16 protein-coding genes are annotated in these 19314 nt (G+C 70.3%); 5 read left to right on the top strand and 11 right to left on the bottom strand.

The genetic code is table 11. From position 1 onward, the window contains the following. Positions 1–30: 30 nt before the first annotated feature. Positions 31–1641, top strand: coding sequence for a methyltransferase (locus tag ACZ5K7_RS07400; protein WP_468911488.1), 1611 nt, complete (start codon positions 31–33; stop codon positions 1639–1641). A gap of 192 nt (positions 1642–1833) precedes the next feature. Here ACZ5K7_RS07400 and ACZ5K7_RS07395 read toward each other — a convergent pair whose 3' ends face one another. The 8 genes from ACZ5K7_RS07395 to ACZ5K7_RS07360 all read right to left on the bottom strand — a co-directional run bounded on the left by ACZ5K7_RS07395 (position 1834) and on the right by ACZ5K7_RS07360 (position 12397). After that, positions 1834–3510 (bottom strand): pyridoxal phosphate-dependent aminotransferase, encoded by a 1677-nt coding sequence (locus tag ACZ5K7_RS07395; protein WP_468911485.1) that lies wholly within the window; start codon positions 3508–3510, stop codon positions 1834–1836. A gap of 255 nt (positions 3511–3765) precedes the next feature. Beyond that, on the bottom strand, positions 3766–4920 hold the full coding sequence (locus ACZ5K7_RS07390; RefSeq protein ID WP_351692036.1) for an aldose epimerase family protein: 1155 nt from the start codon (positions 4918–4920) through the stop codon (positions 3766–3768). Between the two features lie 162 nt (positions 4921–5082). Next, the gene (mmsB, locus tag ACZ5K7_RS07385; RefSeq protein ID WP_351692039.1) at positions 5083–6327 is read right to left on the bottom strand and encodes a multiple monosaccharide ABC transporter permease; all 1245 of its coding nucleotides are present in this window, start codon (positions 6325–6327) and stop codon (positions 5083–5085) included. Beyond that, on the bottom strand, positions 6324–7874 hold the full coding sequence (gene mmsA, locus ACZ5K7_RS07380; RefSeq protein WP_468911481.1) for a multiple monosaccharide ABC transporter ATP-binding protein: 1551 nt from the start codon (positions 7872–7874) through the stop codon (positions 6324–6326). The genes mmsB and mmsA overlap by 4 nt, the downstream gene beginning before the upstream one ends. 43 nt (positions 7875–7917) lie before the next feature. Further along, entirely contained in the window at positions 7918–9027 is a 1110-nt protein-coding gene (chvE, locus tag ACZ5K7_RS07375; protein ID WP_468911478.1) for a multiple monosaccharide ABC transporter substrate-binding protein, read from the bottom strand. Between the two features lie 117 nt (positions 9028–9144). Continuing rightward, a complete protein-coding gene (locus ACZ5K7_RS07370; RefSeq protein ID WP_351692048.1) occupies positions 9145–10125 on the bottom strand; it encodes a hypothetical protein in 981 nt (326 codons plus the stop codon). Positions 10126–10238: 113 nt separating this feature from the next. Continuing rightward, positions 10239–11243 (bottom strand): zinc-dependent alcohol dehydrogenase, encoded by a 1005-nt coding sequence (locus ACZ5K7_RS07365; protein ID WP_351692051.1) that lies wholly within the window; start codon positions 11241–11243, stop codon positions 10239–10241. Next, a complete protein-coding gene (locus tag ACZ5K7_RS07360) occupies positions 11240–12397 on the bottom strand; it encodes a mandelate racemase/muconate lactonizing enzyme family protein (RefSeq protein WP_468911474.1) in 1158 nt (385 codons plus the stop codon). The genes ACZ5K7_RS07365 and ACZ5K7_RS07360 overlap by 4 nt, the downstream gene beginning before the upstream one ends. 201 nt (positions 12398–12598) lie before the next feature. On the opposite strand from ACZ5K7_RS07360, the gene ACZ5K7_RS07355 reads away from it, so the two are divergent. Together ACZ5K7_RS07355 and ACZ5K7_RS07350 are read left to right on the top strand one after the other, a co-directional pair. Then, the gene (locus ACZ5K7_RS07355) at positions 12599–13462 is read left to right on the top strand and encodes an SCO2400 family protein (protein WP_351692056.1); all 864 of its coding nucleotides are present in this window, start codon (positions 12599–12601) and stop codon (positions 13460–13462) included. 133 nt (positions 13463–13595) lie between these two features. Continuing rightward, positions 13596–14069 carry a carboxymuconolactone decarboxylase family protein gene (locus ACZ5K7_RS07350; protein WP_468911471.1) on the top strand — a complete coding sequence of 158 codons (474 nt, stop codon included), beginning with the start codon at positions 13596–13598 and terminating at the stop codon, positions 14067–14069. Positions 14070–14113: 44 nt separating this feature from the next. Here the strand turns inward: ACZ5K7_RS07350 and ACZ5K7_RS07345 are convergent, their stop codons facing one another. Further along, a complete protein-coding gene (locus ACZ5K7_RS07345) occupies positions 14114–14563 on the bottom strand; it encodes a MarR family winged helix-turn-helix transcriptional regulator (protein ID WP_351692062.1) in 450 nt (149 codons plus the stop codon). A gap of 88 nt (positions 14564–14651) precedes the next feature. Here ACZ5K7_RS07345 and ACZ5K7_RS07340 point away from each other — a divergent pair, with 88 nt between their 5' ends. Continuing rightward, positions 14652–15650 carry an NADP-dependent oxidoreductase gene (locus ACZ5K7_RS07340; protein ID WP_351692065.1) on the top strand — a complete coding sequence of 333 codons (999 nt, stop codon included), beginning with the start codon at positions 14652–14654 and terminating at the stop codon, positions 15648–15650. 101 nt (positions 15651–15751) lie between these two features. On the opposite strand, the gene ACZ5K7_RS07335 is transcribed toward ACZ5K7_RS07340, so the two are convergent. Beyond that, positions 15752–16909, bottom strand: coding sequence for a serine hydrolase domain-containing protein (locus tag ACZ5K7_RS07335; RefSeq protein WP_351692068.1), 1158 nt, complete (start codon positions 16907–16909; stop codon positions 15752–15754). A gap of 185 nt (positions 16910–17094) precedes the next feature. On the opposite strand from ACZ5K7_RS07335, the gene ACZ5K7_RS07330 reads away from it, so the two are divergent. Beyond that, positions 17095–17919 (top strand): EI24 domain-containing protein, encoded by an 825-nt coding sequence (locus ACZ5K7_RS07330; protein WP_468911466.1) that lies wholly within the window; start codon positions 17095–17097, stop codon positions 17917–17919. Here the strand turns inward: ACZ5K7_RS07330 and ACZ5K7_RS07325 are convergent. Further along, complete coding sequence (locus ACZ5K7_RS07325; RefSeq protein ID WP_468911463.1) at positions 17909–19180, bottom strand: pyroglutamyl-peptidase I; 1272 nt, start codon at positions 19178–19180, stop codon at positions 17909–17911. The two genes, ACZ5K7_RS07330 and ACZ5K7_RS07325, sit on opposite strands and share 11 nt — an antisense overlap. Between the last annotated feature and the right edge of the window lie 134 nt (positions 19181–19314).

Here is a 19314-nt window from a genome sequence, read left to right as displayed (position 1 = left end):
TCCCCACCCCACGATCAACGGGAACCCTTCATGAACCTCTCCGTCGTTCAAGCATGTCTGACGGAAGCCGACCTGGAACGGATCCGGCACGCGGCCGGCCACGTCCGCGACCACGACACCGACCGGGTCCTCGCCGACCTGCTGCCCGATCTGACGGCCGAGGAGCGGACCGACGTCGCCCGCCATCTCGTCTACGACCACACCGCCGTGCTGGTCTTCCCCGTCTCCCTCGACGCCCTCCCCGACGAACTGCGGCGCGCCGGGCTGGAACCGGGACCCGTCACACCGAGCGTGGTGGTACGCGGACGGCTGGCCCGGCGCTATGGCCCGGCCGTCGCCGACAGCCCGGTCGGGATCGTGCATGTGCCCGTCGCCGGGCGGACCGTGGAGATCTTCGCGCTGCCCGTGCCGCCCGGCTCCCCGCTGGAGACGGTCGCCGCCGACGAACGCGCCGCCGGCCACGAGTCCCACCACGCCTTCGCCGTGACCGCCCCGGGACGGGTGATCCCGGCCGGACTGCGCACCCTGCTCACCGAACGCGCGGGCGCCGTCCCGGACGGCGGCGGCTACAACAAACACGAGAACGTCACCGTCCTCTACTTCCGCACCGCCCACCACCGCCGCTTCGAACTGCGGCTCCCCGGCCGCCACGACCCCGTGCCGGACGCGACCCTCTCCCTCCTCGGCGTCATGACCGGCGCCTGGGCCACCCAGGCCGTCCGCACCATGGCCGAACTCCGCATCGCCGACCACCTCGCCGCCCGGCCGGGCCTGGACGCCGACACCCTCGCGGACCACACCGGCACCGACCCCGACGCCCTGCGCCGGCTCCTGCGCTACCTGGCCGCCCTGGGCCTGCTGACCGCCTCGGCCGACCGCACCTACCACCTCACCGCCCTCGGCGAGCCCCTGCACACCGGCACCGAGTACTCCCTGCACCCGCTCGCGCTGCTGTACGGCGGCCCGTTCTACGACTCCTTCGCCGGCCTGACGTACGCCGTACGCACCGGGCAGGAAGCTTTCGCCCACCGCTACGGACAGCACCACTTCCCCTACTTCGCCGAACACCCCGAACTCGGCGACCTCTTCCACCGGGCGATGGCCGCGAGCGCGGAGATGTTCACCCCGGTCCCCGACCTGGTCGACTTCTCCGGCGTACGGCGCGTGGTGGACGTGGGCGGCGGCAACGGCGCGCTGCTCGGCCGGATCCTCCGGGCCCACGGCCACCTGGAGGGCGTCCTGCTGGAACGCCCCGAGGCGCTGGCGGCGGCCCGGTCTCACCTGGCCGACCTGACCGGCCGCTGCACCTTCGCCGCCGGCGACTTCACCGAGTCCGTCCCGGAGGGCGGCGACGTCTACCTCCTGTCCCGCGTCCTGCACGACTGGGACGACGAACGCTGCGTGACCATCCTGCAGCGCTGCGCCGAGGCGATGCGCGAGGGCAGCCAACTGCTCGTTGTGGAACGCCTGTTGCCCGGCGACACAGCGGCAGCCTGGGACGTCCACATGCTGTGCAACGTGGGCGGCCGGGAGAGGGAAGAGGCCCACTACGGGCGCCTGCTGGAGGGGGCGGGCTTCAAGCCGACGGCCTGCTACGCGCTCCCCCTCGGAGCGTCGCTGTTGCACGCCGTGCGGGGCTGAGCGCTCCGCCGGTTGCGCGGTCCGTTCACCGCGGGCCGGTGGGGGCCGGCCGCGCAGTTCCCCGCGCCCCTCACGGGGCACGGTTCCACCGGCCACGGCGACTTGCGACCCCGCGGGGCCGTGTCGATGTGCGGCTGCCGCCGCGTGGGCGCGGCCAGCCACGACGGCGCCGCACTCGCCCCCACACCGTACCTACCCGGCCTGCCCCATCCCCGCCGCGTTGGGCCAGCTCTGCGCGTTCGGCCACCCCGTGGCCGGCGCCGGGGCCAGTCCGGGCGGCGGAGGCGCCGGCGCGGTCATGCCCCGGACCTGCGCGGCGGTCAGTCCACCCCGCGCCGGAACCCCGGTCGGGGTGGGCCCGGCCGGGACAGGCGGCACGGGAGCCGGGGCCTGCATGGGCATCTGCATCGGCGGCGCCTGCATCGGCGCCTGCATCGGTGGTACCTGCATGGGCGGCTGCATCTGGGCCACCATCGGCTGAGGCTGCTGCATCGCGGGCGCCGCCGCCGGCATCGGCATCCCGGCGCCGCCCTGCTGCGCGGCGACGGGGAGCGGCATGCCGACACCGGCGGGGGGAGCGGCGGCGAGACCCGGCCCCATGGCCGGCGCCGCCGCGAGACCGGGCACGGGCCCCATGCCGACGGCCTGCGCGAGCTGCATGCCCGCCCCGTTGGTCTCGCTCACCAGCCGGTCCACCGCCGCCGTACCCGAGCTGTAGCTGGTCCCATTGCCCAGCTCGGGCACGGCGGCTCCCCTCCTGGACCCGTAGAGCACCTGTTCCATGGCGGACACCAGGCGACGCACGTCCACCTCGGGGCGCACGACGAGCCTCAGGAAGCGGCTGGACGAACCGATCTTGTTTCCGCACTCGCGGACCAGGATGCGGTGCTCGGTGAGCATCCGGTCCCGGACCACCGTGCCTTCGGCGCCGACGGGAAGGCGCACGAAGAGGAAGTTGCCCTGCGAGGGGTAGACGGTCAGACCCGGCAGGACGGAGAGCTGGCTGGCCATCTCCAGCCGGTCCTTGCGGACCTGGAGCAGGCTCTGCGCGTACTCGGCGCCGTGCTCCTTGAGCATGAAGACGACGTACTCGGCGAACGCGTTGAGGTTCCACTTCGGCAGCATCGAGCGGACCTTGCCGGCCAGCGAGGGGTTGGCGACCATGTAGCCGAACCGGATGCCGTGCAGACCGAAGTTCTTGCCGAGGCTGCGCAGCACGATGACGTTCGGCCGCAGCATCGCCTCCTGGACGACGCTGGGCTCGGCCTCGGCGTCGGCGAACTCCAGGAACGACTCGTCGATGACGATCAGGTCCAGGTCGGCCATGGCGTCCATGAACTGCACCAGGGCCTGCTTGTGGAGGAAGCCGCCGTCAGGGTTGTTGGGGTTGCAGATGACCGCGACCCGGGTGCCCCGCTTGCGGATGAACTCGGCGTACTGCGCGAGGTCGAGGGCGAAGCCGTTGGACTCCTGGAGCGGGAACATGTCGACGCGCTTGCCGGTCTCCATCGGCTGGTCGGTCCAGCGGCCGAAGGTGGGGACGGGGATGGCGAGGGACTCGCGGACCAGCAGGTGGTCGATCCAGGTGATCAGCTCGGTGGAGCCGTTGCCCATGGCGACGGCCTGCGGCGGGAGCTGGAGGAGCTGGCAGAGCTCGGCGGTGATGGTGTCGGCGCTGCTCGGATAGAACGTGATGATGTCCTTGAGTCTGGACGCCATCGTTTCCATCATCGCCGGGGTGGGAAAGTACGGATTGCAGGGAATGCAGAAGTCAACGGGACCGGCCCCCTCGCCCCCCTCACGGGTCAGCGCCGCCATCGACGGGCTGTGCGCGCCGCTGCGGAACAACGAGGTGACGTTGCCTGCCATTGAACCTCCGTATGAGGCGGGCCCGGTGGGGACGACCGGGCCCGTCGTCTTGGGTGGCCCGCGCGGGGGAGCACGGGCCACCTTTGAGTACGGAGACGGGTGCGGCGCTGTTCAACCCGTGTGAAAAAAGTGTGCGTTTACGTTTCTTCTTGGAACCGGGTGGTGCGGCGCCCCGTAAGGGGCGCGGAGCTGCGCCGATATGCGGCTCCGCCGCGTGGGCGCGACCAGCCCCTTACCGGCCGCGCCCACGCTCTCTCAGGCCCCGAACGAATGAACCGTCCGTGTCCTGTAGACCTGCCCCGGCCGAAGCACCGTCGACGGGAAGTTCGCGTGGTTCGGCGAGTCAGGGAAGTGCTGGGTCTCCAGGCACAGCGCGTCACCCTGCCGGTACGTCCGCCCACCCGTCCCCGTCAGCGTCCCGTCCAGGAAGTTCCCGGAGTAGAACTGCAGTCCCGGCTGGTCGGTCGCGATCTTCAGCGTGCGGCCCGACCGCGGGTCCCGCAGCGTCGCGATGTGCTCCGGCTTCGCGGTGATCCCCTTGTCGAGGACCCAGTTGTGGTCGTACCCCTTGGCCTGCACCTGCTGCGCGTGCCCGGCCCGGATGTCCCGCCCGATCGTCTTCGTCTCGCGGAAGTCGAAGGGCGTGCCGTGGACGGTCGCCAGCTCACCGGTCGGGATCAGCCCCGAGTCGGTCGGCGTGTACCGCCCCGCCGCGATCGTCAGCTCGTGGTCCTCGATCGTGCCGCTGCCCTCGCCGGCGAGGTTCCAGTAGACGTGGCTGGTGAGGTTGACGACCGTGGCCTTGTCGGTGGTGGCCCGGTAGTCGATGATCCACTCGCCGTGCTTGGTGAGGGTGTACGTCACCGTCGCCTTGAGCGTGCCCGGGTAGCCCATCTCCCCGTCGACGCTGGTGTAGTGCAGGACGAGGCCGACGTCCGAGCCCTTGGTGAACGGCTCGACGTCCCAGACGTGCTTGTCGAAACCCTGAGTGCCGCCGTGCAGGCTGTTCACGCCGTCGTTGACGGAGAGCTGGTAGCTCTTGCCGTCCAGGGTGAACTGACCCTTGCCGATCCGGTTGCCGTAGCGGCCGATCAGCGCGCCGAAGTACGGCGAGCCGGCGACGTAGTCGGCGATGTCGTCGAAGCCGTTGACCACGTTGGCGTAGTGGCCGCGCCGGTCCGGGACCTCCAGGGTCTGGACGACACCGCCCCAGTTGAGGACCTTCAGGCGGGTGCCGCCGTTCTCCAGCGACCAGCGGTAGATCTTGGTGCCGTCGGCGAGCTTCCCGAAGGACTCCTTCACCGGCTTCCTGCCTCCCGAGGCGGCCTCGGCAGTGCCTGTGCCGAGGGTGGTGGCGGCGATGCCCGCGGCCGCGGCTCCTGCGATGACCGTGCGTCTGTTCAGTTCCATCTAGCGGCTCCTTGAGAAGAGAGTTGAAAGGCGCTCGCTGGGCCCCGCGCCCCAAAGGGGCGCGGGGCGGTATCGAATGTGCGGCTACCGCCGCGCGGGCGCGACCAGCTTCCACCGGCCCGCAGTTTCCATTCGGCCTTCCAGCGGAGCGTTCGCGCTGACTTACGAACCGGACTTGCGCTTGTTCCACACGTCGAATCCGACCGCCGCGAGGAGGGCGAGGCCCTTGATGACCTGCTGCCAGTCGGTGCCGACGCTGAGGAGGTTCATGCCGTTGTTCAGCACGCCGAGGACGAGACCGCCGATGATGGCGCCGAGGATGGTGCCGACACCGCCGCTCATGGAGGCGCCGCCGATGAACGAGGAGGCGATCGCCTCCAGTTCGAAGCCGTCGCCCGCCTTCGGCGAGGCCGCGTTCAGCCGGGCGGCGACCACCAGACCGGCCAGGGCCGCGAGCACGCCCATGTTCAGGAAGACGTAGAAGGAGACCTTCTTGTCCTTGACGCCGGACAGCTTGGCCGCCGGCAGGTTGCCGCCGATCGCGTAGATGTGCCGGCCGAAGACCGCGTTGCGCATCACGTAGCCGTAGCCGACGACCAGCGCGCCCAGGACGATCAGGACGATCGGGGCGCCCTTGTAGCTGGCGAGCAGCATGGTGAGGACGAGGATCGCGGCGATCAGCGCGGTCAGCTTCAGCAGGAACAGCCGGGTGGGCGGCACGTCCAGGGCGAACTCCTGCTGGCGGCGCCGGTCGCGGAACTCCTGCCAGACCACGGCGGCGATCAGCACGATGCCCAGCAGCAGCGTGATGTTGTGGTAGTTGGTGTGCGGGCCCACCTCGGGCAGAAAGCCGTTGCCCAGGTTCTGCAGGCCGTTCGGGAACGGGCCGATGGTCTGGCCCTGGAGCAGGATCTCGGTGAGACCGCGGAAGAGCAGCATCCCGGCGAGGGTGACGATGAACGACGGTATGCCGAGGTAGGCGATCAGCACGCCCTGCAGCGCGCCGGCCACGGCACCCATCGCCAGGCACAGGACCAACGCGAGTGGCCAGGCCACTCCGTGATTGACCGTCAGCACGGCGGCGAAGGCGCCCACGAACGCCGTCAGCGATCCGACCGACAGGTCGATGTGCCCGGCGATGATCACCATCATCATGCCGATGGCCAGGATCAGGATGTAGCTGTTCTGCAGCACCAGGTTGGAGACGTTGCGCGGCAGCAGCAGGTCCCCGTCGGTCCACACGGCGAACAGGGCGACGATCAGGCCGAGCGCGATCAGCATCCCGTACTGGCGCATGTTGCGGCGCAGCCCGTCGAGGACCATCCGGAGCAGGTTCCCGTCGGCGGCCGATCCGCTCTTGCCCGGCGGCGCGGGCGCCGGGCTCTTGGCGGTGACATCCGTGCTCATCGCGTTACCTCTTTGTCCTTCGTCATATGGCGCATCAGCACTTCCTGCGTGGCCTCGGCCCGGGGCACCTCACCGGTCAGCCGGCCCGCGGCCATGGTGTAGATGCGGTCGCACATGCCGAGCAGTTCGGGCAGCTCGGAGGAGATGAAGACGACCGCCTTGCCCTGGGCGGCGAGCTGGTCGATGACCGTGTAGATCTCGTATTTGGCGCCGACGTCGATCCCGCGGGTCGGCTCGTCCAGGATCAGCACGTCCGGTCCTGCGAAGATCCATTTGCTGAGGACGACCTTCTGCTGGTTGCCGCCCGACAGCTTGCCCACCAGCTCGAAGACCGTCGGCGCCTTGATGTTCATGGACTTGCGGTAGCCCTCGGAGACCTGCCGCTCCTCGTGTTCGTCCACGATCCCGCGCCTGGCGACCTTGTTCAGCGCGGTCAGCGAGATGTTGCGGTTGATGGTGTCGATGAGGTTGAGGCCGTAGTGCTTGCGGTCCTCGGTGACGTACGCGATGCCGTGCCCGACCGCCTCGGCGACCGACTTGGTACGGATCTCCGTGCCGTCCTTGAGGACCGTGCCGCCCGCGTAACGGCCGTAGGTCCGCCCGAAGACGCTCATCGCGAGTTCGGTGCGGCCGGCGCCCATCAGGCCCGCGATACCGACGATCTCGCCGCGCCGGACATGGATCGACACGTCGTCGACGACCTTGCGCTCCTGGTCGATCGGGTGCCGCACGGTCCAGTCGCGGATCTCCAGGGCCGGTGCCGCGTCCTCCTCGCCCTCGTAGGGGGTGCGCTCGGGGAAGCGGTGGTCGAGGTCGCGGCCGACCATGCCGGAGATGATCCGCTCCTCCGTCGTCTCCGCCGACTTCACGTCAAGGGTCTCGATGGAGTGACCGTCACGGATGATCGTCACCGAGTCGGCGACCCGGCGGATCTCGTTGAGCTTGTGCGAGATGATGATCGAGGTGATGCCCTGGTTCTTCAACTCCAGGATCAGATCTAGGAGTTTGCCGCTGTCCTCGTCGTTCAGAGCCGCGGTCGGCTCGTCGAGGATGAGCAGTTTCACCTTCTTCGAGAGCGCCTTCGCGATCTCCACCAGCTGCTGCTTGCCCACGCCGATGTCGGTGACGCGGGTCTCCGGGTGGTCTTCCAGACCCACCCGGCGCAGCAGCTCGGTGGCGTGCCGCAGGGTCTCCCGCCAGTCGATGAACCCGCCCTTGGCGTGTTCGTTGCCGAGGAAGATGTTCTCCGCCAGCGAGAGGTACGGCGACAGCGCCAGCTCCTGGTGGATGATCACGATGCCGCGCTGCTCGCTCGCCCGGATGTCACCGAACGCGCAGGGCTCGCCCTCGAAGAGGATCTCGCCCTCGTAACTGCCGTGCGGATGGACGCCGGAGAGGACCTTCATCAGGGTCGACTTGCCGGCGCCGTTCTCCCCGCAGATGGCGTGGACCTCGCCCTGACGGACGGTCAGAGTGACGTCCGACAGTGCCTTGACGCCGGGAAAGGTCTTGACGATCGAGCGCATTTCCAGGACGGGTCCCGCCATGGTCTGCCTTCCAATCAGTGCTTGGCGATCAGGGGTCGGCGGATTACTTGAGCTCGGCGTCCGTGTAGTAGCCACCCTTGACCAGGATGTCCTCGTAGTTGGACTTGTCGACGCTCACCGGCTGGAGCAGGTAGGCGGGGACGACCTTGGACCCGTTGTCGTACGTCTTGGTGTCGTTGACCTGCGGGGTCTTCTTGTTCAGGACGTCGTCGACCATGGTCGCGGCGACCTTGGCGAGCTGCCGGGTGTCCTTGTAGACGGTCTGCGTCTGCTCACCCGCGATGATCGACTTCACCGAGGCCAGCTCGGCGTCCTGGCCGGTGATGACGGGCAGCGGCTGGCTGCTGGACCCGTAGCCGTCCGACTTCAGCGCGGCGAGGATGCCGATCGAGATGCCGTCGTAGGGCGAGAGCACCGCGTCGACCTTGGCGGACTTGTAGGAGGAGGTGAGGATGTCCTCCATGCGCGACTGCGCGGTCGCACCGTCCCAGCGCAGGGTGGTGACCTTGTTCAGCGCGGTCTGCCCGGACTTGACCACCAGCTCCTTCTTGTCGATGTACGGCTGGAGCACGCTCATCGCGCCGTTGAAGAAGTACTTGGTGTTGTTGTCGTCGTTCGAGCCGGCGAACAGCTCGATGTTGAACGGACCCTTCTTGCCGCTGTCCAGACCCAGCTTGTGCACGATGTACGTGCCCTGCTCGACACCGACCTTCTCGTTGTCGAAGGACGCGTAATAGTCGACGTTCTTGGTGCCGAGGATCAGCCGGTCGTAGGCGATGACCGGGATGTTGGCGTCCGCGGCCTCCTGGAGCACGTTGTTCAGGGACTTGTTGTCGATGGCCGCGATGATCAGGCCCTTGACGCCCTGGGTGATCAGGTTCTCGATCTGCGAGACCTGGGTCTCCGGGTTGTCCTCGCCGTAGACCAGCTGGGTCTTGTAGCCCTTGGACTTCAGGTTCTTGACGACGTTGTTGCCGTCGGCGATCCAGCGTTCGGAGGACTTGGTCGGCATCGCGATGCCGATCGTGCCGCCCTTGGCGCTGCCGCTGTCCTCCTTGCTGCCGCCTTCACCGCTCTGGCCGCAGGCGGACAGGGTCAGAGCGAGGGAGGCGGCCCCGGCTATGAGGGTGAGGGCGCTTCTACGAGTGCGCATGGTGATCGTCCTTGTCCTTCTCGTCGTTGAGATGTGTCAAGCAAGGTCGGTTTGAAGCGCCCCGAGGGGCGCGGGGAACTGCGCGATCAGCCACCGACGGCCCGCAGCCCCCATCGCTCATTCAGCGGCACCTTCGACGGGGAACCGGCGGAGAGAACCCGGCAACCGGGACCCCAGCGGCGCCATGTCCCCGTCCGCCCCGTGCCGCGCCAGCAGGTCCAGGGCGAGCCGGCCCCGCCGCACCCGCTCCCGCGCGGTGTCCAGGGTCACGTCCCGCAGATGGGTGCCCCACGGGTAGATACCGGGAGCCTTGGACAGACCGAACTTCAGATAGATCGGTGCGCCGCGCCGGATCAGCTCGGCGACCTCGTACATCCGGACGTAGCCGCCGAGGTCGTCGGGGGCCTCGATGTACATGTCCATGGGAGCGCCCGACACCCGGCGGATCTCGGTGAGGTGATCGAGCGTCAGATCGCTCGGCACGTTGACGGAGTCGGCGCCGAGGTGCTCGAAGACCGAGTACGAGGCCGGGTTGACCGGCCCGACGAGCGCGGACACCTTCAGCGTGGTGTCGGCCGGGATGATCCCGGCCTGCCGCGCCCGGTGCAGCGTCCACAGCACGCCCTCGTCGGCGACGAGCAGGCACTTGACGCCCAACTCCGTGGCCCGCAACGCGTCTTCGACGCATCCGGCGACGGCGTCGTGGCCGCGTGCGCGCAGTCCGGCTCCCCGCGAGTCGGAGCGCACCGACCCGCCGATGTCCCAGGTGCCGCGCGGGCCGGTGAACAGGCACAGCTCGATGTCCCGCTCGTCGGTCGCCTCGACCATCTCGGTGATCTCGGCGTCGGTGAGCATCCACACCCCGCTGCCCTGGCTGATCCGGTGGATCGGCACGTCCAGCCGCGAGGACTCCTTGAGCACGACGGCCAGCGCCTCGGGGCCCTCGCAGGAGGGGATCTCGGTGCGCCACTTGCCGCCGCCCGGGAACGTGTGGGCGGAGGCGTCGGCGGGGTCGAGGGCGGGCGCGCCCAGTCCGAGTGCGGTGAGCGCCTGCTCACCGGGTCGGCGGGCCGCCGTAACGGAAGCGTCGGTCGTCACAAGCTGTCCTTCTTGTTCGGTATTTCGGACGAGGTTCGCGGCTCGGGGTAGGAAAAGGCTTTGGTGGTACGCCGGCCACGGCGAGGTCAGGGCACGCCGCGGCCGGCGTACGGCTAGGGGCGGAGCAGCACCTTGCCCACCTTCGGATCACCGGCCCCCACCAGCTCGATGGCCTGGGGGAACCCGGTCAGCGGCAGCTCGTGCGTGACCAGCGGCAGCGGGTCGAGGAGTCCGGCCCCGAAGACGCGTACCGTGTGCGCCCAGGCATCCGGCGGCGCCCCGAAGACGGTGTGCACCTCCAGCTGCCGTACGACGAGGTCGGTCGGGTCCAGACCCTCGGCACCCGCGGCCGGGATACCGGTCAGGACCAGGCGCCCGCCACGCCGGAGCAGGGCGGCGGCGGTGCGCGCGGCGGACGCGGACCCGGCGGTCTCGATGACCACGTCGAAGTCGTCGGGGAGCTTCTGGTCCCTGGTACGGAAGTCGGTCGCCCCGAACTGCCGGGAGAGCGCCTCCCGGTCGTTCCGGGTACCGACCACCAGCAGTTCGCCCGGCGAGATCGCCTTCAGGAACTGCACGGCGAACATCCCGAGCGTCCCGGTGCCGACCACCGCGACCCGCTCGCCCGGCTGGGCGTTGCCCTTCAGCGCGGCCGCCGCGATACAGGCGGCGGGTTCGAGGAGGGCGGCGGCGGTGAGGTCGGCGTCGTCCGGCAGGGGGTGCAGCAGCCGGGCCGGCAGGGTGAGGGTGGCGGCCATGGCGCCCGGCTGGGTGAACCCGGTCTCCTCGTACCCGTCCGTGCACAGCGTGGTCTCACCGGCGTGGCACCGGTCGCACACCTGGCAGTTCCGGAACCCCTCGCCGACGACCTTGCGCCCGACGAGCGAGGCGGGCACCCCGGCCCCCACCCGGGAGACGGTCCCCGACCACTCGTGGCCGGGTGTCAGCGGGTAGCGGACGTACCCCTCGGGCCGGTTCCCCTGGTACACCTCACGGTCGCTACCGCAAATCCCGACCGCGTGCACGGCGACCAGCGCCTCGCCGGGACCGGGCTCGCGGGGCGTGTGCTCCTCGACCCGGTGGACGCCCGGCGCCTCGACGACGACCTGGGAGCTCACTTGGTCCCCTTGGGCTTGCGCTGCTCCCAGCCGTCCGCCCAGAGGTCGAAGCGGGCCTGCTGCTGCGGGAACTCCGCGGCGGCGTCGGCGTCGAACTCGACCCCGAGGCCGGGTGCGTCGGAGAGGTGGAAGTACCCGTCGACGACCTCCGGCGCGCCCTTGACCACCTTCTTGATGTCGGCGTCGGCGAAGTCGTTGAAGTGCTCCAGGATCTTGAAGTTGGGGGAGGCGAACCCGACCTGGAGGGAGGCGGCGGTCAGCACGGATCCGCCCACGTTGTGCGGGGCGACCAGCACGTAGTGCGTCTCGGCGGTGGCGGCCAGCTTCCGCGTCTCCCAGATACCGCCGATATGGCCGACGTCCGGCTGGATGATGTCGACGGCCTGGCTCTCGAAGAGCTCGCGGAACTCGATGCGGTCGTGGATGCGCTCACCGGTGGCGACCGGGATGTCCACCTTGGCGGCGACCTTCTCCAGCGCCTTCAGGTTCTCCGGCGGGCAGGGCTCCTCCAGCCAGGCCGGCTTGAAGGGCGCCAGCTCGCGCGCGAGCCGGACGGCCGTCGCCGGCGAGAACCGCCCGTGCATCTCCAGCATCAGCTCGGCGTCGGGCCCGATGGCGTCCCGCACGGCCTCGATCAGCGACACGGAGTACAGCGTCTGCTCGTGGTCCAGCTCGAAGTGCCCGGTCCCGAACGGGTCGATCTTCAGCGCCCGGTACCCGCGCTCGATCACCCCCTGGGCGGCCTTGTGGTACGCCTCCGGCGTTCGCTCGGTCGTGTACCAGCCGTTGGCGTACGCCTTGACCTTGTCGGTGACCTTCCCGCCGAGCAGCTGCCACACCGGTACGCCCAGCGCCTTGCCCTTGATGTCCCAGCAGGCCATCTCCACCACGGCGATGCCGGACATGACGATCTCACCCGCCCGGCCGTAGTCGCCGTACTTCATCCGGCGTACGAGGTCTTCCGCCGCGAACGGGTCCGAACCGAGAATGTGGTTGGCCTCGGCCTCCCGCAGATAGCCGATCAGCGCGTCGGTGTGACCGAGCATCCGGGTCTCGCCGACTCCCGTGATCCCCTCGTCGGTGTGCACCTGGACGTACGTCAGGTTGCGCCACGGCGTCCCGACCACGTGTGTGCTGATTCCGGTGATGCGCACGGCAGTTGCCCCTCAGCTGTTCGAGATTTCGTCACACGTTCGAAATGCTGGCGTGACAGTAAGGACGGGGCGGCGGGGGTGTCAATGGGTCGAACAGGTAACGGTTTCGGCAAGGCTTTCGACAGGTTTTTCGGTCCCCCACAGAACCTTCACAGGGGTGGCTGGTTATGTGACCCGTGGGGAACTTAGTCTTCCCGCGTCATGGACTACTGCTACCCGTGCCGACGGCACCTCAATGGCGCCCTCACCTGCCCGGGGTGTGGCGCTCCGGCCGAAACGCTACGCGCGTCCGCGCGGGAAGCGGCCGCCCCCGACCCGGCCGCGACCGGTGAGACGCCCTACCCGGAGCCGGAGTTCCGCGAGGACGCACGCGCGGCCGACGACGAGGACGCACGAGCGGCCGGCGACGGTGACAGTGACGGCGACGAGGGCGACGAGCCCCTGACGGGTGGCCGCGCGGACCGGCGGCGGGCGGCGCGCGGGCGTGGCGGCCGGAGTCGGGGACGAGCCGCGGAGAGCCTTGCCGAGGACGTCGAGGAGCCTTCCGCGGCCGACGGCAGCCGTCGCGACCGCAAGGCCGCGGCCCATCGCCGACGGCGCCGCAGAATCCTTCTCGTGAGCGCGGCGTGCGTCCTGGCGGTGGGTGGCCTGAGCCTCGCCGAACTCGGTACGGACGCCATACCGTTCACGAGCCCGGGCCCGGCCTCGGCGGGCGGCGACACCGCCGACGGCGGTACGTCCACGTCGTCCCCGGGTACGACGGCCGAGCCCCTGGGCGACACGTCCGGCGCGTCCGGCGCGGCGAACTCCGCCTCGGCCGACCCTTCCGCCTCCGCGTCCCCCTCCGCGTCGAAGGACAAGGAGTCGCAGTCGCCGTCGGCGTCCCCGAAGGACCCCTCGGCACAGTCGGCGACGACGGGCACGGGCTCGGGCCCGCAGACACCGACGGCGGCACCGACTTCCTCGGCGGCCTCGACCCCGACGGCGAACCCGACGACCTCCGACCCGAGCCCCACCCCGTCGCAGAGCCACTCGTGCACGCGGTTCCTGTGGTGGTGCAGCTAGAAGAGGCGCCCACCGAAGCGCCCCCGAAGGTCTGCCGAAGCAAACCCTGCAAATCTTCGGTCACCGTGTCACATCCGCAGAGCCCGCTCCGTCATAGGTGTGTATCCCGCTGAACCCAACGGAGGAACACACCATGGAAGCCCGTCTGAACCTCTTCGCCAGCCCCACCGCCAACAAGCTGATCAAGGCGTTCAACGGCGCGGGCAAGGCCGCCGAGGGGACGTCGATCCCCGCCGCCACCCTGGAGCTGGTCAAGATCCGCGCCAGCCAGATCAACGGCTGCGGCTTCTGCCTCGACATGCACACCAAGGACGCGGCCGCCGCCGGCGAGACCCAGCAGCGCCTCCTCATGGTCGGCGCATGGCGCGAGGTGACCGTGTTCACCGACGCCGAGCGCGCCGCGCTGGAGCTGGCCGAGCAGGGCACCCGGATCGCCGACGCGGCGGGCGGGGTCCCCGACGAGGTGTGGGAGAACGCGGCCAAGCACTACACCGAAGAGGAACTCATCGCACTGGTGGCGACGATCGCCCTGATCAACGCCTACAACCGGCTGAACGTCATCTTCCAGCAGCCGGCGGGCGACTACCGCCCCGGCCAGTTCGCGTAACCGTCCGAAGGGGGGTCCCGCCGGGTCTCGGCGGCGCCCCCCGGCTACGCATCCAGCATCCGCCGCAGCAGATCCCGCAGCGACAGCCGCTCCGCGTCCGACAGCCCCGCCAGCGGCTCCCGCGCGAAGCGCAGCCCGTCGCGCAGCTCGCGGGCGACCCGCCGGCCCTCGTCCGTCGCCGCGGCCAGTTTCACCCGGCGGTCGGCCGGGTCGGGCCGCCGCTCCGCGAGCCCCCGCGCCTCCAGCCGGTCCACGATCCCCGTCACGTTCGACGGCTCGCACTTCAGCTTCTGCGCCAGCTTCCGCATCGGCAGCGGCTCCAGCGAGAGCAGGCTGAGCAGGCGCGCCTGCGCCCCGGTGAGCGCGTGCTCGCCGGCCGCCTCCTCGTAGTCCGCGTAGAAACGGGCCACGACGTCCCCGATCAGCTCGACGACCTCGAAGGTCAGGGCGTCTGGGCGCTGGGTCTTCGCTGGGCTGGACTGTGAGGACGACATACGCTCCAGGGTACCCGGTTACTTGACATCATGAAATATTCAGGAGCATGGTTGTTTCAGGTACTGAAGTAATTGGGAAAGGCGCATCATGATCAACCGCGAGTGGCACCTGGTCAGCCGTCCTGTCGGCTGGCCGAAGCCGGAGGACTTCGCCCTGGTCGAGGCGGAGGCTCCGACGCCGGGTGAGGGACAGGTGCTGGTACGGAACGAGTACCTCTCCGTCGACCCGTACATGCGCGGCCGGATGAGTGCCGCCAAGTCCTACGCCGCCCCCTTCGAGCTGGGCAAGGTCATGCAGGGCGGCGCGGTCGGCGAGGTCGTCGAGTCCAACGCCGAGGGCATCGCGGTCGGCGACCACGTCCTGCACTTCTTCGGCTGGCGCGAGTACGCGGTCATGGACGCGAAGAACGCCGTCAAGGTCGACGCGGCGGCGGCGCCCCTGTCGACGTACCTCGGCGTCCTCGGCATGACCGGCCTCACCGCCTACGCCGGCCTGCTGCGCACCGCCTCCTTCAAGGAGGGCGACTCGGTCTTCGTCTCCGGCGCGGCCGGCGCGGTCGGCAGCCAGGTCGGGCAGATCGCCAAGCTCAAGGGCGCCTCGCGGGTGATCGGCTCGGCCGGCTCCGACGACAAGGTCAAGCTGCTGGTCGAGGAGTACGGCTTCGACGCGGCCTTCAACTACAAGAACGGCTCGGTCGCCGAGCAGCTCCGTGCCGCCGCGCCCGACGGTGTCGACGTCTACTTCGACAACGTCGGCGGCGACCACCTGGAGGCGGCCATCGGCCAGCTGAACCGGGACGGCCGGATCGCGGTCTGCGGCATGATCTCCGTCTACAACAACACCGAGCCCGCCCCAGGCCCGCGGAACCTCGCCCGCCTCATCCAGACCCGTGGCCGGATCGAGGGCTTCCTGGTCGGCGACCACTACGACCTGCAGCCGCAGTTCGTCGCCGAGGTCGGCCCGTGGGTGGCCTCCGGGCAGCTGAAGTACCGCGAGACGGTCGTCGAGGGCATCGAGAACAACCTGGAGGCGTTCCTCGGGGTCCTGCGCGGCGACAACACCGGGAAGATGATCGTCAAGCTCTGAGCGACCGCGTGACGCCGGTCCGACGGCCGTCGTTGTGTATGGCGGAGGCCGCACCCTTGGACGTGGGGTGCGGCCTCTCGTGTGCCGGGTGCGTGCGCGTTTCAGTTGGCCAGGGCTGCCAAGTGCACCGCTCTTGCCAACCGGTCGTTCTCCGGTGCCGCTCCTCCCGGGAACGCGAACCTCCGCCGTGTGTAGCCGTAGGCGACCCCGCTCCGCGGGTCTGCGAACGCCTGCGACCCCGCCGCGCCGCTGTGCCCGATCGTGCCCGCGCCCAGGAACGGGTGCCAGGTGTCGGCCGTCGCCTGGAAACCCAGGCCGTACGACTTGTGGGCGCGCGCCACCAGGTCGTAGCCCACCGAGTGGAACTGGCCGAACTCCGCCACCGTGTCCTCCTTCAGCAGCGGGGCCTTGCCGTCGATCTCGCTGAGCAGCGCCGCGTACATCCCGGCCAGGCCGCGCGCCGACGCCACCCCGCCGAACGACGCCGGGCCCCTGGCGCGGACCCGCGGGTCGTTGGGCAGGGCCGCCAGGTCCACGGGCTCGGCCGCGTGCTCGTTGAAGGCGATCCCGGCGAGCGTCCAGGGGCCGGACGGGCCGGAGTCGAGCAGCGCCTGCTGCTCGGACGTCGGCCGCATCGGCTGCGTCGTGCGGAAACGCGGCTCGTGCGCGGCCGGCAGGCCCAGGAAGAAGCCCAGGCCGTAGGGCGCCCGGACCCGCTCCTCGTACACGTCCTGGAGGGTACGGCCGGTCGCCCGCCGTACCACCTCGCCGGTGAGCGCGCCGATGACCAGGGCGTGGTAGCCGAAGGCGGTGCCCGGGCGCCAGAACGGCCGCTGGTCGGCGAGGCGTTCGGCCATCGCCCGGTCGTCCGCCAGCTCCTGTGGGCTGAACCCGGTGTCGGTGCCGATCAGACCCGCCTGGTGCGCGATCAGTTCCCGCAGGGTCAGCGTGCCCTTGCCCTCGGCGGCGAACTCCGGCCAGTAGTAGGTGACTTTACGGTCCAGTTCCAGCGTGCCGTCCTGCACCAGCATCGCCACGACCAGGTGCGCGGCGCCCTTGGTGGATGAGAACACGCCGTAGAGGGAGTCCCCGTCGGATCCCTCGCCCGCCCACAGGTCGACGACCCGCCGGCCGTGGACGTACGCACACAACTGTCCCTCGTAGTCGGCCGGTTCGCCGGCGACGAAGGCGGCGAATTCCTCGCGCACCGCCTCGAAGCCCTCCGCGACCGTGCCCCGGACGGTGATCTCCTGCGTCATCCGCTCTCCTCAACCGAGCCGCCGCGGGCAGCTCCCATGGTGAACAACGCCCTGCTGGTTCCTGAGATCGGTACGGCGGGACGTACCCGTTCGACTCAACAGTGACCAGGAGGTTTTGGTGTCACCGCCTCCCGGTGGGTTCCTGCCCCACTGTGCCCCGGGACCACGCCGGTAAAGTCTTCACCATGCGTGATCTCGGGGTGGGCTTCGGATATCTGCTCAAGGGCCAGCGGTGGGTCGGCCGGCACGGCAAGCAGTACGGCTTCGGTCTGCTGCCCGGCCTGATCACCCTCGTCCTGTACGCGGCGGCACTGGTCGTCCTCGCGATATGGGGAGAGGACCTCGTCGCCTGGGCCACCCCGTTCGCCGACGACTGGTCCAGCCCCTGGCTCGGGCTCTTCCGCGGCTTCCTCACCGCCGTGCTGTTCGTTTTCGGCCTGCTCCTCGCCGTCCTCACCTTCACCGCCGTCACGCTGCTGGTCGGCCAGCCCTTCTACGAGAACCTCTCCGAGAAGGTCGACGCGGACGTCTCGCCCGACGGCACCGCTCCCGAGTCCGGGCTGCCGTTCTGGCGCGAGCTGTGGATCTCGGCCCGCGACAGCCTGCGGGTGCTGGTCCGGGCCGGCCTGTGGGGCCTGCTGCTCTTCGCCCTCGGCTTCCTGCCCCTCGTCGGGCAGACCGTCGTACCCGTCGTCGGCTTCTTCGTGACCGGCTTCTTCCTCACCGAGGAACTCGCCGCCGTCGCCCTCCAGCGCCGGGGCGTCGACCTGCGCGCCCGGCTCGCCCTGCTGCGCTCCCGCAAGACCCTGGTGTGGGGCTTCGGCACCCCGCTGGGCCTCGCCTTCCTGGTCCCGTTCGTGGCGGTGTTCCTGATGCCGGGCGCGGTCGCGGGCGCCACCCTCCTCGCCCGCGACCTGCTGGGCGAGGAGACGGCGCAGGAGGACCCGGACCAGGACCCGGACCCGGATCAGGACCGGGACCGGGACCGGGACCGGCGGCTCACTTCCTGAGGCTCGCGTCCGCCGCCACGGTCACGATCGCCCGCACCTGGTCGATGATGTCCACCCGGTTGCGCACGAACTCCGGATCGGTCACCTCAGTGGTGTTCCCTGCCCCGAACTGCAGCACCGGCGTGTGCACATGCCCGCCGGGCAGGCTGTCGTGCAGCCCCAGCCGGTCGCGCAGCAGCGTGGCCCGATAGGCGATCTCGTTGGACAGATAGTCCCCGCCGCCCCCGGCCCGTGCCGTGGACCCGGGAGTCGGCCCGTCCGCCCGTACGACGGCCTCCGTGCCCCCCGCCGGTATCTCGGTCACCTCGGTGTGGTCGTACACCGGGAACCGCCCGGTCGGCGCCGCCACGATCGCCGCGTACGGCAGGGTCGTGGTCGTCCACTGCGGCTGCGAGGCCGGGTCGGTGACCGGGACGGTCTCCGTCCGGCTCACGTTGTCGTTGTCGGGGAACCCGCCCCGCCAGGCCCCGTTGGTCCGCTCCACGTCGAACCGCCCGACCCGCCCCTGGCTCACGGTCGTGAACAGGTCCACCTTCGGCAGATACGGCCGCAGCGCCCGCTCCACGGTCCCCTGCGCGAAGTCGTCCCACCGCACCGGGAAGACGGCCGTCTCCACCCGCGCGGGCCCCTGCGCCGTCTGCACGACCGTGCCGTCGAGGGCCAGGGCGCTCGCCCCGGACGGATTGGAGATCCGGATGTCCCGGTCGAGCGTGAACGGGTCGAACCCGGTGACCAGGATCCGCCGCACGCCCTTGCCGGGATACCGGATGTCGGTCTGCCCGCGCGAGGTCCGCTCCAGCACGTCGAGCAGCGCCGCCCGCTGCGGCTCGCTCAGCCCGAACCCCGGCTGCCAGGTGCGCACGTCCCGGGTCATCCCCAGCCGCGCCCAGTACAGCGGCCGGTCGTCGTCCCGGCTGATGTCACCGGAGACCGGCCCCCGCCCCTGCGCCCGGTCCACGGCCCGCCGCCACAACGCGGACCCGTCCCGTACGACGATCCGCCGGGCCTGCGTGTACGAGTGCGCGCCGCCGAGCGCTCGCGCGAACCCCGGCGCCACGGCGTCGAACCCGGACCGCCGGAGTATCTCCTGCGGCACGGCCCGGTCGAGCCGCTGCTCCTCGACGGTGGGGGAGGGCGGGGAGGACGGGGAGGACGGGGAGGACGGGGAGGGCACGGCAGCCGCGTGTGCGGCGCCCGGGGCGAGCGCCCCGGCCATCAGGGCGATTCCAAGGACACCGATCCGAACGCGCAGCGAAGTCACGGGAGTTGGCCTTCCGTCGCAGTGGGGTGCGTGGTGCCGTTCGGGCCGCAGTATCGCTTGCGGGGCGCGGTGTGGTCCACGCCGGGGGGAGCGAGCGCGCCGTCTTCCGGAGTGTTCGGGAGGTGCGAACGCTC

It is taken from the genome of Streptomyces sp. NPDC031497, assembly GCF_055580905.1.
The sequence above is the reverse complement of the archived record's forward strand: the minus strand, read 5'-3'. Positions and strand labels throughout refer to the sequence as shown.